The organism is Nitrospirota bacterium (genome assembly GCA_004296885.1).
In the GTDB taxonomy this organism is placed as follows: domain Bacteria; phylum Nitrospirota; class Nitrospiria; order Nitrospirales; family Nitrospiraceae; genus SYGV01.
This window is the reverse complement of record SCVN01000023.1, coordinates 527,554-542,258: the sequence shown is the minus strand read 5'-3', so window position 1 is coordinate 542,258 and position 14,705 is coordinate 527,554. Positions and strand designations below refer to the sequence as shown.

Sequence of the window (14,705 nt, the reverse complement as noted above, 5' to 3'; positions counted from 1 at the left end):
CGAATGGTTAGTAGGCCGCGGCCTACTCATGACACCTCGGACGGACACATCAGCCGGATCGGCTTACCCCTGGGCTGGGCCTTCCCGACGCCTCCTGCTCCTCATTGTGCTCATCTCTCTGCTGGCCTGTGCGATCGCGGCGCTGGGGCTGCGGTATGTGGAGCGCCGGCTTGTGCAGGCGACCGGCGAAACATTGAGCCTGTCGGCGGCGGAGATCGCGGACAAGGTGGACCGGGTTCTGCGCGAACGTCTGGGGGACGTCCGGATCATCGCCTCCAGCCCGGTGCTCCACAGCCGGGACTCGGCCGCGATGACGCGATTTCTCCGGGACATTAAAGCGGTGCAGGCGCCGGACTATGTATGGTTGGGGGTGACCGATGCGCAAGGCCGTATCCTGGCCGCCACCGATGCGGCGACGATCGGCCGGGACCGGGCGGAGACCGCATGGTTTCGCACGGTGCGGGACGGCGCCGCCTTCCACATCGCCGATGTCTCGCCGTTCACGGAGGCGGGCGGGCCCGATACGCTGGCGTTTACGGCACGTCTGGCCGGGCCGGGCGGCGAGTTCCTCGGCGCAGTCACGGCCCTCGTGGGGCTGGCGGAGTTGGAAGAGGCTGTCACGCAGACCTTGCGGACGTTCCAAATGCGCGCGGGCTTTTCCGGCCGTCTGGAGTACCAGTTTGTCACCGCATCCGGAGCGGCTTTTGTGGATTCCGAACAGGCCTTCAAGGAGCCGATCAACCTGCTGCGACTCGGGTTGCCCTCGGCGAGGCTGAGCCAATCGGATCGCTCGGGCTATGTCGAAGAAGAACATCTGCGCCGGCATGTCCAGGTGATCACGGGCTATGCGCGAACGCACGGCGTGGACGCCGGGGGCGGCGTAAAGTGGGGCGTCCTCGTGCGGATGAATCGGGGCGATGTGCTGGCGCCGATCCGCATGGACTTGCTGCGCCTGGGCGGGCTGGGCTTGCTCGTGTGGCTGCCCATGCTGGGCTTGACGCTCTGGGCCGCGCGGTCCCTGGCCGGCCTGTACGGCTATTCCCAGGAACGGGAAGAGTGGCTGTCCATCACGCTCGGGAGCATCGGGGATGCCGTGATCGCCACTGATCGTCATGGGACGGTCCTGTTCATGAACCAGATCGCGCAATCGCTGACCGGCTGGCAACAGTCGGACGCGAAAGGCCGGCCCCTGGATGAGATTTTCAAGATCGTCAATGAGAACAGCCGCGAGACGGTGGAGAGCCCCGTGACCAAGGTGCTGCGGGAAGGGATGGTGGCGGGCCTGGCCAACCATACGATCTTGATGGCGCGGGACGGGACGGAATGTCCCATCGACGACAGCGGGGCCCCGATCCGGGATGCGGCAGGGCGGATGATCGGGGTGGTGCTGGTCTTCCGCGGGATCGAGGAGCGGCGGAAGGCGGAAAAGCAGATGCTGGCGGAGCATACGGTCACCCGCATTCTCTCGGAGTCCGCTTCTCTCCCGGAGGCCGCCCCGAAGCTGCTGGAGACGATCTGCCGGACCCTGGCCTGGGATGTGGGGCTGCTCTGGACGATAGATGAAGCCGGACAGCACCTTCGGTTCGAGCATGGCTGGCAACACCCGCTCCTCGAGGCGAACTGTCCGGGGTTTGTGCAGGAGAGTCGGCGCCGGACCTTCGAGGGGGGGGTGGGTCTGCCGGGCCGAGTCTGGGCCGGAGGCGAGGCGGCCTGGATTGCCGATGTGGCGCAGGACAGAAATTTCCCGCGCGAGCAGGCGGCGGCTGACGCCGGGTTGCACGGCGCGTTCGGATTTCCTGTGCAGGTGGGAACGGACACGCTGGGAGTCCTGGAGTTCTTCAGTCGGGCGCCCAGGCAACCGGACGAGAATTTGCTGGCCATGATGACGGCCGTCGGACGGCAGGTCGGCCAATTCATCGAACGCAAGGAGGCCGAGCGTGCCTTGGCGGCCGAAAAGGAGCGGCTGGACGTGACGCTCCGCTCGATCGGCGACGGCGTGATCGCCACCGATGCGGAAGGATATGTTCAGCTGCTCAACGCCGTCGCCGAGACGCTGACCGGCTGGACCCAGGCGGACGCGCAGGGACAGCCGCTGAACCGGGTCTTTCATATCGTGGACGAGATGACGCGCCAGCCCCGTGTCAGTCCCGCCGAGCAGGTTCTGCGGAGGGGCCACGTGGTGGCGTTGAGCGCCCACGCGCTCCTCATCGCCAAGGACGGGGCCGAACGGCTCGTGGCCGACAGCGGCGCTCCCATCAGGGCGCACGACGGGACGATCATCGGCGTGGTGCTCGTGTTTCGGGATGTGACCGAGCAGGCGAAAATCGAACGGCAGCTGCTAGTTGTGAAGAAGCTGGAATCGATCGGAGTCCTGGCCGGCGGGATCGCCCACGACTTCAACAACATTCTCACGGCGGTCCTCGGGAATCTTTCCCTGGCCAAGCGGGGGCTGAACCAGGAGGACAAACTGTTCCGCCGGCTCAGCGAGGCGGAAAGCGCCACGCTCCGGGCCACCGGCCTGACCCAACAGCTCCTGACTTTTTCCAAGGGGGGGCAGCCGCTCAAGCGGGTCTCGGCGATCGGCGAGCTGTTGCCGGAGTGGGCGAACTTCGTGCTGCGCGGGAGCAACGTCCTGTGCGATTGCCTGTTTCCCCAGGATCTGTGGGCTGTCGATATCGATGAGGGGCAGATGAGCCAGGTGGTGCACAACCTGGTCCTCAACGCGCAGCAAGCCATGCCCAACGGAGGCACCGTGACGATTCGGGGGGAAAATGTGGTGCTGGCCGGCTTTGCCGTGGCCCGGCAACCGCCGCTTCCGGACGGACGCTATGTCAAGGTCACGATCCGGGATCAGGGCGTGGGCATCGCGCCGCAGTTTCTCACCAAGATCTTTGACCCCTATTTTACGACGAAGAAAGTGGGCAGCGGTCTGGGCCTATCCACCTCGTTCTCAATCGTCAAGAACCATGAGGGACATTTGACGGTGGAATCCCAGCTCGGCGTGGGCACGAGCTTCTCGATCTACCTGCCGGCCTCGTCGGCCGGCACGCCGGCTCCCCAGGAGCGGGTACATCTCGTGATGCAAGGGCGGGGGCGGGTGCTGATCATGGACGACGAGCCGGTGATTCGCGCCGTGGGCGTCGAGATGCTGACGCAATGCGGCTATGAAGCGGCGGAGGCGAGCGACGGCGCCCAGGCGCTGCAGATGTATCGGGAGGCCAAGGAGCAGGACCGGCCGTTCGACGCGGTCATCATGGATTTGACAATTCCTGGCGGCATGGGCGGGCTGGAAACGCTCGAGCAACTGTTGGAGATGGATCCTCAGGTCAAGGCCGTCGTTTCCAGCGGCTATGCCAACGATCCGGTCATGGCCGATTATCGTCGTTACGGATTTTGCGGGATGGTGGCGAAGCCCTATACACTCGTCGCATTCAGCCAGGTTTTGTATCGCGTGGTTATAGAGGAGGGCCGACAGGTGCAGGGCTGACGGAAGGAGGGCCGATGGAACGCATGGACATGGGGCAACCGTCGAATTTCTTGCTGCTGGGGGCGGCGCTGGGAGCCTTGGGGGTCGCGGCCGGTGCGTTCGGCGCCCATGCCCTCAAGGCGGTCCTGCCGACGGAGATGCAAGCGGTCTTCGAAACCGCAGTCCGCTATCAGATGTACCATGCGCTGACGCTTCTGCTGACCGGGATGCTGCTCGAGCGAAGGGGGCCGGAGGCGCAGGCTGGATGGAGGTGCTTGCGTCTCGCGGGCTGGCTGTTTCTCGCCGGCATCCTGCTCTTTTCCGGCAGTCTCTATGCGCTGGCCTTGAGCGGCCTTCGATGGCTGGGCGCGATCACGCCGGTGGGCGGGGTCTGTTTCATCGCGGGATGGGGATGTTTGGCGTGGGGGGGCTATCAAGAAGGATTAATGATTGAACGGAATTGATGATGGTTGATGAGCGAATCGTTGTCGGAAGAGGAATCGACGAATCGTGTTCTTTCAATCATCAATCTTCAATCACTCAATCGTCAATTCTTGCAGGCGGCCACGCGTTTGCCCGTGATCGATCCCCAGGCTCCGGCCGAGTTGACGAAGCTGCCCTCCAGTCGTTGCCCTTCGCTGGTGAAGAGCAGGCTGTCTTCCTGATATCCTCCCGCTGATTCCCAGCGCAGATAGACGCCTTCCCCCAGGACGACGATCTTGGCCGGCTTCATCCCCTGGGCCGAAGCGGCTTGCTGCGTCTCTGGCGGCGGGGCGAACACCATCACCATCTTGTGGTCCTGGTGGTTCTGGTGGTTGTGAATGGTCCATTGCCAAGTCCCGCACAGGCGCGCCAACCCTTTGCTTTCCCGCTGACGATCCCGCCAGGTCCGCAATTGGAGCCAGGCCTCTCGGCTGTTCCGCTCCGCTTCCGCTTCCGCCCGCAAGGCCAGCGCGATCACCTGCGCGACGAATACCGGTTTCAGTCTTGTCTCGAAGTAGGTCTGCGCCAGACGGTCCATATCCGGTTCGCTGGACGACGACGGCGCGCCGGAGCGCAGGCGTTGTCTGAGGCCGGTCGCCCCGGTCCGTTCGGCCAGAGTCAACCACGAATTGTCGGCGCCTGTGAGGGGCATGGCGCGGTCGAGGTCTGCCGCATAGTCGAGGCTCCCCGTTCCCTCGCCAGTGGGCTGACCGGTCGGGGCGAAGGCGGTCAGGGTTTCGGCCAGGAGAAACGCTCGGCGCAGGCGTTCACGTTGCTGGTTGGTTCCCGTGAGCCAACTGTGTTGCATGCCGTTAGCCCGGACCAACGTCTGGAGTGCCTGGTCTCCCTTGTCGGCCGCCTCTCTCAGGCCGACGGCCAGGTTCCAGGCGGCCAGCTCGGCGGTGAGCCGAAGGGAGAAGTTGCCCCATTCTGTTTGAGGTGACCCCTCCGCCTGTCCTGCAACGCGGTCGCTCCGGTCGGATTGCGGCTGGCTTCTGGCTCCAGGCTTGCCGGTCGGGGGGCCATCTTTGAGGTTCAAGGCCGCCCCCAGGCTGGATGCAAAGAGGGTCTGGGCCTGGGCATCGGAAGCGAGGGAGGCCAGGCCTTGTTGGTGCGCTTTCACGATGGAGGCGAAGTCAGGTTGATCAGCCGGGCCGTCGGCATGAGCTGGATGGGAGGGGATAACCCAGGCTGAAAGGATGATGGCGCCCACCAGTAGGGCGCGGGCAATCCAGTCTTGTCGATGGTTGAATACGTTTAGTCTTGCGATGGCTTGCACTGTTTATTTTAGGTGTTGACTGAGGAATTGAATGGTCGCTTCCCAGGCCTCATTCGCTGCTTCCGGCCGATAGCTGTCCGGCTTCGCTTCGTTCATGAAGGCATGGGGAGTCCCGGCGTAAGTGCGGATCTCTACCTGTTTGCCTGTCGTCTTGGCCGTCTGGCGAAGCTGTTCCGCCGAGTCGGCCGGCACCCGGGTATCGGCTCCTGCCTGATGGTAGAGGAGCGGGCAGACCAGATCGTTCAGGACCGTCGGTGGAGTTGGCGGTGTAGCGTAGAAGGCTACGGCGGCGCGGAGGCGCTTGCGTTGGCAGGCAAACCGCATGGCCAGCGCTCCGCCCAGGCCGAATCCGATGACGCCATGAATGTTGCGCATGACGTGGTCGCGGGTATTGAGAAATTCACAACATGAGGAGATGTCCTGCAACAGGTCCGTCTCTTTGACGCGGGCGGCCAGGGCGTTCGCAATTTCCTCGTTGGCCGTGACCATGCCGCCTTGCCGGGAATAGAGGTTGGGGATCAGCACCACATAGCCTTCCTGGGCCAGCCGGCTGCCGAGGTTCTTGATCTGGGCCGTGAGCCCCCAGGCTTCGTGCAACAGGACCATGCCGGGGAACGGCCCCTTCTCCTGCGGGCCGAACAGCAACCCTTCCACCAAGACTTCTTTGGAGACCCTGGTCTTGGCGTAGGGGTCCACGGCGGCATCGGTCATGGAGGGCATCGGAACGCCGCTCGGGAAGCGTACGGCGCTTGTGCCGATTTGGTCTTTCGTGAAACGAGGAAGCCGTTCGGGCATGGTGCTCCTTGGTTCGATGGGCGGTGAAGAATCGCGTGGTGGCCTTGGTTGCGGCGAGCGGGGCGTACTATAGCGACGGCCCCGCCGGCTTGTCAATGAGCGTGGGAGGGAGCCCCGAGACCCCCGCCTCTCCCACACCCTTGTTGTCGTTGACTGCCGCCGGTTGCGCAGGTGGTCTTTGCCGGTTAGGTTTCCGCGACAATATGCGTGTCGGTCTCCTCCACGCCCTCGATCGTGTGGATTTTCGTGATCACCACGTCGGACAGGGCTTTCTCGTCGGCGACATTGACGAAGCTGAAGATGTCCGGCTGGCCGAAGCAGGGGTGCGCCTGCTCGAGGCCAGGGATCTTTTTGAGCTGCTTGATGACCTCCTTGGTCTTGCCGGCCTTAACCTTGATCAGGATGTAGGCTTTTGTCGCCATGCTCCGCCTCCTCCGTTAGTGATGGGTCGATCGCTGCCTGTCCGGTTGCGTTCATTCGATGGCGGGAGTGCTCTTCTTGGGGACGGTTCGCCCGCCAGGCATTTCCAGTCTCCTGGCTCGATAGACCTGATGCAGGTCCTGTCCCCGGCGTTGCAGGTCCAGGCGGGCGGCGACGAAAACGCGCGCCAGCAACTCAAAATCCTGCCGCCCCACATTATACGCGCGCAGGCCCTGTTCAAACGATCCCTTTTCCCAGGGGGGGCTGCCGGTCACATAGTCCACCAACGCTTCCAAGGATTCGGAGGTCCACCCGTCGGTCCGAAAGGCCCGAGCCGCCGCCGGTGCATCGCTGCCGAACTTTGCCGAGAGGGCCTGGAGCAAGACGTCCGAGACGCTAGAGTCTCCGCTTTTCATGAACGCCGCCTGAAACTGAATGAGGGCTTTGATGAGTCGGTTGGCCTCGGAGCTGGATTCCGGGGGAAGGGCGCCGGCGTCCTGAAAGGTCGCCAGCAGGGCCATGACCGTTCCGACCTGCGCGGCAGAGGCGCGGCCCTGGCTTCGAGGAGTCGTCGGCGGTTCCTGTGCAAGGGCGGAGGAAGCCGGCGGATCCGTCAACGCAAGGCCCAGAAGCAATGAGAGAACAACGAAGCCGTGGACGATCGAGCGGCGCATAGCTGTATTATACACGGGGGCGTTCGGTTGTGCGTCGGCCCGCCTGCTGTGATTGAAAAGTCCAATTGAAATGTCCGTGGGGCAGGCCTATAATCGCGAAGCCTCGATCCGTCGCCTCGCCGCAAGGCAATCGTATGTTGGCCAAGGTTCTCAGCGCAGCGTTGGTCGGACTGGATGCGCATCCGGTGGAGGTCGAGGTGGATATCGGAGGCGGCCTGCCGCAGTTTGCGGTGGTGGGGTTGCCGGATGCCACCGTGCGCGAGAGCCGTGACCGGGTCCGCGCGGCGCTCAAGAATTCCGGTTTCTCGTTTCCGGTCAAAAAGATCACGGTCAATCTGGCGCCGGCCGGGTTGAAAAAAGAAGGGTCCGGCCTGGACCTACCGATCGCCCTGGGCATTCTCGTCGCGGAAGAGGTGCTTCCACCGGAGGCGTTGCGCGATCGGGTGTTGGTCGGGGAACTGTCGCTGGATGGCCGCATTAAGCCCGTGGTCGGGGCCCTCTCGATCGGCTTGGCGTTCCGGCGGACCCACCAGTTGGTGCTGCCGGAGGCGAACGCGACGGAGGCCGCGGTTGTCGAGGGGGTGGCGGCCCATCCGGTTCGGACCTTGCCCGAAGCCGTGGAGTTTCTGAGCGGCCGCTCGGTCATCCCTCCGGTCGAAGTGGACCGTCAGGCCCTGCTGGCTGAACCGGTCCTGTCGGAGGATGACTTTGCGGAGGTCGTCGGGCAGGAGCACGCAAAGCGGGCGCTGGAGATTGCGGCGGCGGGCGGACACAATGTCCTGATGGTCGGGCCTCCCGGCTCCGGCAAGACGATGTTGGCGCGGCGCCTGCCGGGCATCCTGCCGGCGATGGAGCCGGAAGAGGCCATCGAGACCACGCGTGTGCATAGCGTGGCGGGGTTGCTGGGCGCGGGGCATCCGCTGGTGACGACCCGGCCCTTCCGGGCTCCGCATCACAGCATTTCCGACGCCGGGCTTGTGGGCGGGGGCGCCGTGCCCCGTCCGGGCGAAGTGTCCTTGGCCCATCACGGGGTCTTGTTTCTGGACGAGATCCCCTTGTTCAAGCGGCATGTGCTGGAGGGGTTGCGGCAGCCCCTCGAAGACGGTACCGTGGCCCTCACGAGGGTCAGCGGATCGCTGCGATATCCGGCGCGCGTCATGCTGGTGGCGGCGATGAATCCCTGTCCTTGCGGCTATTACGGAGACTCAACCAAGGAGTGCCGATGTGCCCCGAACCAGATCAGGATGTACCGAACCCGTCTGTCCGGGCCACTGATGGACCGGCTGGACATTCAGGTGATGGTTCCCTCGGTCCCGGTCCGCGAGTTGGGACGGGACGGAACCAGGGAACCGTCCGCAACGATCAGGGAGCGGGTGGCGGAAGCCCGGAAGCGACAGGCGCTCCGCTACCGGAAGGAAACGATCTTCAGCAACGCCCAGCTCAAGCCCCGTCATTTGAAGAAATACTGCGCGCTGGATACGGGCGACCGGGAGCTGCTGGAACGGGCCATCGGGACGCTCGGCCTGTCCGCCCGGGCCTACGGGCGCATTCTGCGCGTAGCGCGGACGATCGCCGACCTGGCCGGGTCGGATCGGATCCAGGCCTCCCATTTGGCGGAGGCGATTCAGTACCGCAGTCTGGACCGACGCGGAAGCGACTGGTCGTAAAGGAGAGCCGCGCCATGGAAGTCGTCAAGATGTTCGCCTGGTGGTTTCTGATCGGTTCGGCCATGGCATTGTCGGTGATCATGCTTCAAGGCGGCATCCGGGAAGTCGTGCAAGCCCAGGGCTCTTTGTGGGAGGTGAAGCTGGTCGAACTCCTTACCGCGGTGGTGGGCGGAGGGTTGCTGGGCGGGTGCGTGGCGCTGATTCTGGATCGGATCAAGAGATCATAACCAGGAACCGTCAGCGATCCGCCCTCAGTTGAGGCCGGATCGTTCCGTGCTGAAAGCTGATGGCTGACGGCTTGATTGAGATGCGAGAGGATAGAGTGGACATAGAAATCGGGTCCAATTTGTATCGCAACTGCGATGGCACAGTGGAAATCGAAAATATTCCGCAGATCGAAGTGTCGCTGCCAAAGCCGGTCGGGCCGCTGCGGGTCAGCTGTGTGCTGTACGATGAGATGAGCCGGCTGATCGTCAAGGTTGTGGACAGTACGTTGGCGTTCAACGAACGGCGCGCGCATGAGCTTAGCCGCACGCCGACCAGTCTCTTGATCAAGAACACCGAGACGGGGAAAGTGGTGCTGCAGGTTGAGCTGGGAGATGCCGGGCGCGTGCGGTTCACGCAGGGGGAATTGTTGACGGTAAAAGGGCATCTGCTGCAAATCACGCCCACCGAATGGCGCATCGAGAAGCGCCACGCCAGCGGGAAGACCCAGGATCTCAAGGGGAAGTCGGTTGCGATCGGCTAGGGGAATGGCCGGGCGGGAGAGCGGCTGCTCCCCCGCCCGGCCATTCGGTGCTTGCCTTACTCGGCGTCGATCGTGATGCGGCGCGGTTTGGTTTCCTCGCGCTTGGGCAGTTCGATCACCAGCACGCCTTGCTTGTAGGATGCGGCGACCTTTCCCTGATCCACGTTGGTCGGCAACGTGAAGGACCGGGAAAATGGTCCCAAGCCGATTTCCTTGACCAGATAGGTCTGGTCGGGCTTGTGCGCGGTTTTGCGCTCGCCCGCCAAGGTCAGTATCCCATCCTCGACCTGGATATCAATTTCCTTCGCATCCATCCCGGGCAGAGCCGCCTCTACCACAAAGCGCTGCTCATCCTCGTAAACGTTGCAACGAGGTGCCCATGCCGCCGCGGGTTTGCTCCGCAGCCCGAGCGTCTCGTTGAAGAGCTGATCGATCTGCCGATCAAACGGTGTGTATGTCATCAGGGTCATAGCATCCCCCTTCCTTATGTGAATGAATGGCTCGATGGCCTGTTTTATCCGCCTGCGAACCAGTGCTTTAGATAACCAGGTTTGACGGCCGGTCAAGCCCCGGGGCAAGGCCGACGGTCAGTCGGGTGACGCCTGCACCGTCGGGACCACCAGGACCGAGCCGTCCTTGACGTCCACGGTCGCCGTGTCTCCATCCCGCAGGTCTCCCTTGATGAGGAGCCGCGCGATCGCCGTTTCGACCTCCTGCTGGATCAGCCGCTTGAGCGGACGCGCTCCGTAGATGGGATCGTAGCCTCTCGTGGCGAGCTGCTTGAGCGCCGCCGGCGTGAGGACCAGCGGGATGCGACGTTCCGCCAGGCGGCTCCGCAGCCGCGCCAGCTGGATGTCCACGATCTTCGTCAGTTGGTCGGCGCTGAGCGTGTGGAAGACCACGGTCTCATCCACGCGGTTGAGAAACTCCGGGCGGAAGTGTTGGCGCAGTTCTTCCATCACCAGGGCCCGAACGTCTTCCTGCGAGGCCTGGTGCCGCTGGGCGTCCAAAATGTTCTGGCTGCCGAGGTTCGAGGTCATGATCAACACGGTGTTCTTGAAGTCCACCGTCCGGCCTTGCGAGTCGGTCAGCCGACCGTCGTCCAGGACCTGCAGCAGGACGTTGAAGACGTCGTGGTGCGCTTTTTCGATCTCGTCGAAGAGGATGACGCAGAACGGATGCCGGCGCACGGCTTCGGTCAACTGGCCGCCTTCCTCGTAGCCCACATAGCCGGGCGGGGCGCCGATGAGCCGCGCGACTGTATGCTTTTCCATGTATTCGGACATGTCGATCCGAATCAAATTGGCCTCGTCGTCGAAGAGGGTGACGGCCAGGGCGCGGGCCAGCTCGGTCTTGCCGACGCCGGTCGGACCGAGAAACAGGAACGAGCCGATCGGCCGGTTCGGGTCCTTGATGCCGGAGCGGGCCCGGAGCACGGCGTCGGCTACGGCCCGGACCGCTTCATCCTGGCCGATCACCCGCTGGTGCAGGAGGTCCTCCAGCTTGAGCAGCTTTTCCATCTCGCCTTCCATCAACCGGGTGACGGGGATGCCGGTCCAGCGGCTGACCACCAGCGCGATGTCCTCTTCATCCACTTCTTCCTTCAGGAGCCGGCTCTCGCCTTGCTTCTTAACCAGGGCCTGTTCTTCGATCGAGAGTTCCCGCTCCAGCTTCGGGATCTCGCCATAGCGCAGTTCCGCCACCCGGTTGAGGTCGTAGGCTCGTTCCGCCCGCTCGACCTGCTGACGCGCGCCCTCGATCTGTTGGCGAATCTTGCGCAGGCGTCCCACCGAAGCCTTTTCGGCCTCCCAGCGCGCTTTGAGCGCGTCCATATCCCGGCGTTTCTCCGCCAGCTCTAGTTCCAGGGTATCCAGCCGGGCCTTGCTGCCCGGATCGGTTTCTTTGCGCAGGGCCTCGCGCTCGATCTCCAGTTGCATCACCTTGCGCGACACTTCGTCCAGCTCGGCCGGCAAACTGTCGATGTCGGTGCGCAGGCGGGCCGCCGCTTCATCCACCAGATCGATCGCCTTGTCGGGCAGGAACCGGTCGCCGATGTAGCGATGCGACAGCTTGGCGGCTGCCACGAGGGCCGCGTCTTTGATCCGCACGCCATGGTGGGTTTCGTACCGTTCCTTCAGTCCGCGCAGGATCGAAATCGTGTCCTCGACCGAGGGTTGATCCACCAGCACGGGCTGAAACCGCCGCTCCAGCGCCGCGTCCTTTTCGATGTGCTTGCGGTATTCGTCCAGCGTTGTCGCGCCGATCAAGTGCAACTCGCCGCGCGCCAGCATGGGCTTGAGCAGGTTGGCGGCGTCCATCGAGCCTTCCGCCGCGCCGGCGCCCACGACGGTGTGCAGTTCGTCGATGAACAGCAGGATCTGGCCCTGCGCCGCCTGGATCTCCTTGAGCACGGCCTTCAGCCGCTCTTCGAATTCACCGCGGAACTTGGCTCCTGCCACCAGCGCACCCATGTCCAGTACGATGAGGCGTTTCTGTTTCAAGCCTTCGGGCACGTCGCCTTTCACGATCCGTTGCGCAAGCCCTTCCACGATGGCGGTCTTGCCCACGCCCGGCTCGCCGATCAGCACCGGGTTGTTCTTCGTGCGCCGCGAGAGAATTTGAATCACGCGCCGGATTTCCTCGTCGCGTCCGATGACCGGGTCCAGTTTGCCCTGACCGGCCAGTTTGGTGAGGTCGCGGCCGTATTTCTCCAGGGCCTGGTAGGTGCCCTCCGGGTCCTGGCTGGTGATCCGCTGGTTGCCGCGGACCTGCTGCAGGGCTGCCAGGAGCCGATCGCGGGTCAGTCCCAGTTTGCGGAAAATCCCGCCTTCTTCGGTCATGGCCAGGAGCAGGTGCTCCACGCTCAAGTACTCGTCCTTCAGTCCGGCCATCTCCTGTTCGGCGCGGCTGAGGACGTTGGCGAGGCGGGAGGTCAGGTGCAACTGTCCCGGCGTGGCGCCGCCTCCCTGGACTTGAGGGAGCTTGGCCAGGACCTGCTCGGCGGCGGCGCTGATGGCCGGCACCGAGATGCCCGCCTGTTCCAGCAACGGCGTGGCAATGCCGTCTGTCTGCTCCAGCAGCGCCAGCACCAGATGTTCGACGTCAATGCCCTGGTGACTCCGCCGCATCGCGTGGGCCGAGGCGGTCTGCAGGGCTTCCTGCAGCTTCACCGTCATGCGATTCATATCCATGTTTGATGTCCTCCAGGGCCTTATTATGAGGCAAGCGATGCGAATATGAGAGAACAATAATCATGCCAGCCTTCAAGTCAACGACCTGAGCCGGGTAAATGCAGAATCGCCCGAGATTCTATGTATGCGTCTCTCAGGGGGTGGTCGGCGTAAGGCGTAGCTTCGCGGAAGGTCGCGGATGGGGCGCGCCTCGCGGGGCTTCCTCCTGCTCTATATTTGCCGGACAGGTGTGGGATAACCCGCTTGACCCCAAGGGCCAGCCCGGACTATTGTCGCGCGCGAGGTATGTGTGGCAAATCAAGGAACTACACGGTCCTTTGCCGTGATCACCGGGGCGTCCCGGGGGATTGGGGCCGAGTATGCCCGTGTGCTGGCCTTCCGTGGCTATGATCTCCTGTTGGTGGCGAGGGATCGTCCCAAGCTGGAACTGCTCGCCTCGGAATTGACGGGACGACACCAGGTACAAGCGGATATCGCGCTGCTGGAGCTGTCCGACCCGGAGGCGGCCCATCGGCTGTACCAGGCCGCGCGAGAGCGTCGTGCGGCGGTGGACCTCTTGATCAACAACGCCGGATTCGGGTCGAGCGGGGACTTTATCGCCATGTCGATGGCCCGCATCCAGGCCATGCTCCGGCTGCACGTGAATACCGTCGTCGAAAGCTGCCGGCTGTTTCTGCCCGGCATGGTCGAACGTCGGTCCGGCGCCATCATCAATGTGGCCTCGACGGCGGGTTTCATGCCGATTGCCGGCATGACGGAATATGCAGCGACGAAATCGTTCCTCATCGCCTTTTCGGAGGCCCTGGCCGAAGAGGTTCGCCCGGCCGGCGTGCGTATCCAGGTCTGCTGCCCCGGCGCCACGCTGACCGATTTTCATCAGACGGCCGGATCGCACCAGAAGGGTCCGTTCAGGGCCCAGACATCTGCGGAGGTCGTGGCCGCGTCCCTGGGGGCATTGGGTAGCGGGCGCACGGTCGTCACGACACACTGGAGCGGGGCACTGACCGATTGGCTGGGCCGGTGGGTGCCTAGGGGACTGCTCGCGAGAGGTGCCGCCTGGTGGATGAGGCGGTCAAAGGGAAGCTGATAGGCGGGAAGAAGCAAGAAGGGGGACAGATACGTGACAGGAATCGTCCGCGCGACCATTGAACTCTACCGGGGCGCCCTGCGCGCCACGCTGAAGTCGTTTGCTCGCAGCTGGCTCTTGGCCCTGGCTGTGGTGATTTTCGCGGGGCTGATGGTCTTGGCGACCTCGGTGGCGGCGCCCTTGGGTATGATCGGTGGGTTCATCCTGGGCGCGGTCAATGCGCTGTTGATCGGGGCAACACTCGGGCTGATCGAGCAGGCGGTCGCCGGCATACGACGGATGACGTTTCAGGATATTTGGGACAGCTTCGGACGATACTTCGGAGATGTGATCGGTGTGGGGTTTGTGCTCTGGGTGCCGATCATGGTGCTGGACCGTGGCATGGCGGCCAATCCCAATGGCCCCTTCCTTGCCGCGGCGATCTTCATGCTCCTGTTCATTCTGCTCAACCCGGCGCCGGAAGTCATCTATCAGGCGCGGCCCCAGTCTCCGCTCGATGTCATTCGGGAAAGTTACGAGTTTGTCTTGGAAAACTGGATCGAGTGGTTTCTCCCTCTGGCCGTACTGGTTACGCCCCTAGGACTGTCCTTCTTCTTCGGGATTTCTGGGCGTCTGGGACGGGGAGCCGGGCTGGATTTCTTTCAGGTGCTGGTGCTGCCGTTTACGCTGCTCACGGCCTGGCTCGGATACCTGGGCCTGCCGGAGACCGCCGGATCCGCGCTGGTCATGCTGTTGACTCCGCCATTGGCTGTGGCGATGCTGATCTTTCGCGGGCATCTGTTTGCCGCGCTGCACGGGGCGTCGCGTCGCCAGCGGATGTTTCGGGGAGGGATGGGGGGCGCATAGCTAAGCCAAGGGAGCTGTCAGCCGTCAACCTTCAGCTTCCGATGAGAAT

13 protein-coding genes are annotated in these 14,705 nt (G+C 63.7%); 7 read left to right on the top strand and 6 right to left on the bottom strand.

The window, feature by feature from the left end; genetic code table 11:
- Window positions 1-28 precede the first annotated feature (28 nt).
- On the top strand, window positions 29-3,487 hold the full coding sequence (locus tag EPO61_15665) for a PAS domain S-box protein (GenBank protein TAJ07390.1): 3,459 nt from the start codon (window positions 29-31) through the stop codon (window positions 3,485-3,487).
- A gap of 29 nt (window positions 3,488-3,516) precedes the next feature.
- Entirely contained in the window at window positions 3,517-3,930 is a 414-nt protein-coding gene (locus EPO61_15660) for a DUF423 domain-containing protein (protein ID TAJ07454.1), read from the top strand.
- Between the two features lie 83 nt (window positions 3,931-4,013).
- Here EPO61_15660 and EPO61_15655 read toward each other — a convergent pair whose 3' ends face one another.
- From EPO61_15655 to EPO61_15640, 4 genes are all read right to left on the bottom strand, one after another.
- Complete coding sequence (locus tag EPO61_15655) at window positions 4,014-5,072, bottom strand: hypothetical protein (GenBank protein TAJ07389.1); 1,059 nt, start codon at window positions 5,070-5,072, stop codon at window positions 4,014-4,016.
- A gap of 159 nt (window positions 5,073-5,231) precedes the next feature.
- Window positions 5,232-6,023, bottom strand: a complete 792-nt coding sequence (locus EPO61_15650) for a dienelactone hydrolase family protein (protein TAJ07388.1) — start codon at window positions 6,021-6,023, stop codon at window positions 5,232-5,234.
- Window positions 6,024-6,208: 185 nt separating this feature from the next.
- Window positions 6,209-6,445 (bottom strand): Lrp/AsnC family transcriptional regulator, encoded by a 237-nt coding sequence (locus tag EPO61_15645; GenBank protein ID TAJ07387.1) that lies wholly within the window; start codon window positions 6,443-6,445, stop codon window positions 6,209-6,211.
- A 51-nt stretch (window positions 6,446-6,496) separates the two neighbouring features.
- Window positions 6,497-7,117: a hypothetical protein gene (locus EPO61_15640; protein TAJ07386.1), complete on the bottom strand. Its 621-nt coding sequence runs from the start codon at window positions 7,115-7,117 to the stop codon at window positions 6,497-6,499.
- Window positions 7,118-7,251: 134 nt separating this feature from the next.
- On the opposite strand from EPO61_15640, the gene EPO61_15635 reads away from it, so the two are divergent.
- The 3 genes from EPO61_15635 (at window position 7,252) to EPO61_15625 (ending at window position 9,532) form a co-directional block, all read left to right on the top strand.
- On the top strand, window positions 7,252-8,784 hold the full coding sequence (locus EPO61_15635; protein TAJ07385.1) for an ATP-binding protein: 1,533 nt from the start codon (window positions 7,252-7,254) through the stop codon (window positions 8,782-8,784).
- Window positions 8,785-8,798: 14 nt separating this feature from the next.
- Window positions 8,799-9,011, top strand: coding sequence for a hypothetical protein (locus EPO61_15630; GenBank protein TAJ07384.1), 213 nt, complete (start codon window positions 8,799-8,801; stop codon window positions 9,009-9,011).
- Between the two features lie 80 nt (window positions 9,012-9,091).
- Window positions 9,092-9,532 carry a hypothetical protein gene (locus EPO61_15625; GenBank protein ID TAJ07383.1) on the top strand — a complete coding sequence of 147 codons (441 nt, stop codon included), beginning with the start codon at window positions 9,092-9,094 and terminating at the stop codon, window positions 9,530-9,532.
- A gap of 56 nt (window positions 9,533-9,588) precedes the next feature.
- Here the strand turns inward: EPO61_15625 and EPO61_15620 are convergent, their stop codons facing one another.
- Together EPO61_15620 and clpB are read right to left on the bottom strand one after the other, a co-directional pair.
- Window positions 9,589-10,002 carry an Hsp20/alpha crystallin family protein gene (locus EPO61_15620; protein TAJ07382.1) on the bottom strand — a complete coding sequence of 138 codons (414 nt, stop codon included), beginning with the start codon at window positions 10,000-10,002 and terminating at the stop codon, window positions 9,589-9,591.
- 117 nt (window positions 10,003-10,119) lie between these two features.
- Entirely contained in the window at window positions 10,120-12,723 is a 2,604-nt protein-coding gene (gene clpB / locus EPO61_15615; protein TAJ07381.1) for an ATP-dependent chaperone ClpB, read from the bottom strand.
- Window positions 12,724-12,991: 268 nt separating this feature from the next.
- Between clpB and EPO61_15610 the strand changes: the two genes are divergently transcribed.
- Window positions 12,992-13,810, top strand: coding sequence for an SDR family oxidoreductase (locus EPO61_15610; protein TAJ07380.1), 819 nt, complete (start codon window positions 12,992-12,994; stop codon window positions 13,808-13,810).
- A gap of 33 nt (window positions 13,811-13,843) precedes the next feature.
- Window positions 13,844-14,656 carry a hypothetical protein gene (locus tag EPO61_15605; GenBank protein ID TAJ07379.1) on the top strand — a complete coding sequence of 271 codons (813 nt, stop codon included), beginning with the start codon at window positions 13,844-13,846 and terminating at the stop codon, window positions 14,654-14,656.
- Window positions 14,657-14,705: the final 49 nt, after the last annotated feature.

Coding starts and splice junctions, on each gene's coding strand:
- EPO61_15640 (TAJ07386.1), bottom strand. CDS start 7,117: ATGCGCCGCTCGATCGTCCACGGCTTCGTTGTTCTCTCATTGCTTCTG.
- EPO61_15650 (TAJ07388.1), bottom strand. CDS start 6,023: ATGCCCGAACGGCTTCCTCGTTTCACGAAAGACCAAATCGGCACAAGC.
- EPO61_15645 (TAJ07387.1), bottom strand. CDS start 6,445: ATGGCGACAAAAGCCTACATCCTGATCAAGGTTAAGGCCGGCAAGACC.
- EPO61_15625 (TAJ07383.1), top strand. CDS start 9,092: ATGCGAGAGGATAGAGTGGACATAGAAATCGGGTCCAATTTGTATCGC.
- EPO61_15635 (TAJ07385.1), top strand. CDS start 7,252: ATGTTGGCCAAGGTTCTCAGCGCAGCGTTGGTCGGACTGGATGCGCAT.
- clpB (TAJ07381.1), bottom strand. CDS start 12,723: ATGGATATGAATCGCATGACGGTGAAGCTGCAGGAAGCCCTGCAGACC.
- EPO61_15630 (TAJ07384.1), top strand. CDS start 8,799: ATGGAAGTCGTCAAGATGTTCGCCTGGTGGTTTCTGATCGGTTCGGCC.
- EPO61_15665 (TAJ07390.1), top strand. CDS start 29: ATGACACCTCGGACGGACACATCAGCCGGATCGGCTTACCCCTGGGCT.
- EPO61_15660 (TAJ07454.1), top strand. CDS start 3,517: ATGGGGCAACCGTCGAATTTCTTGCTGCTGGGGGCGGCGCTGGGAGCC.
- EPO61_15620 (TAJ07382.1), bottom strand. CDS start 10,002: ATGACCCTGATGACATACACACCGTTTGATCGGCAGATCGATCAGCTC.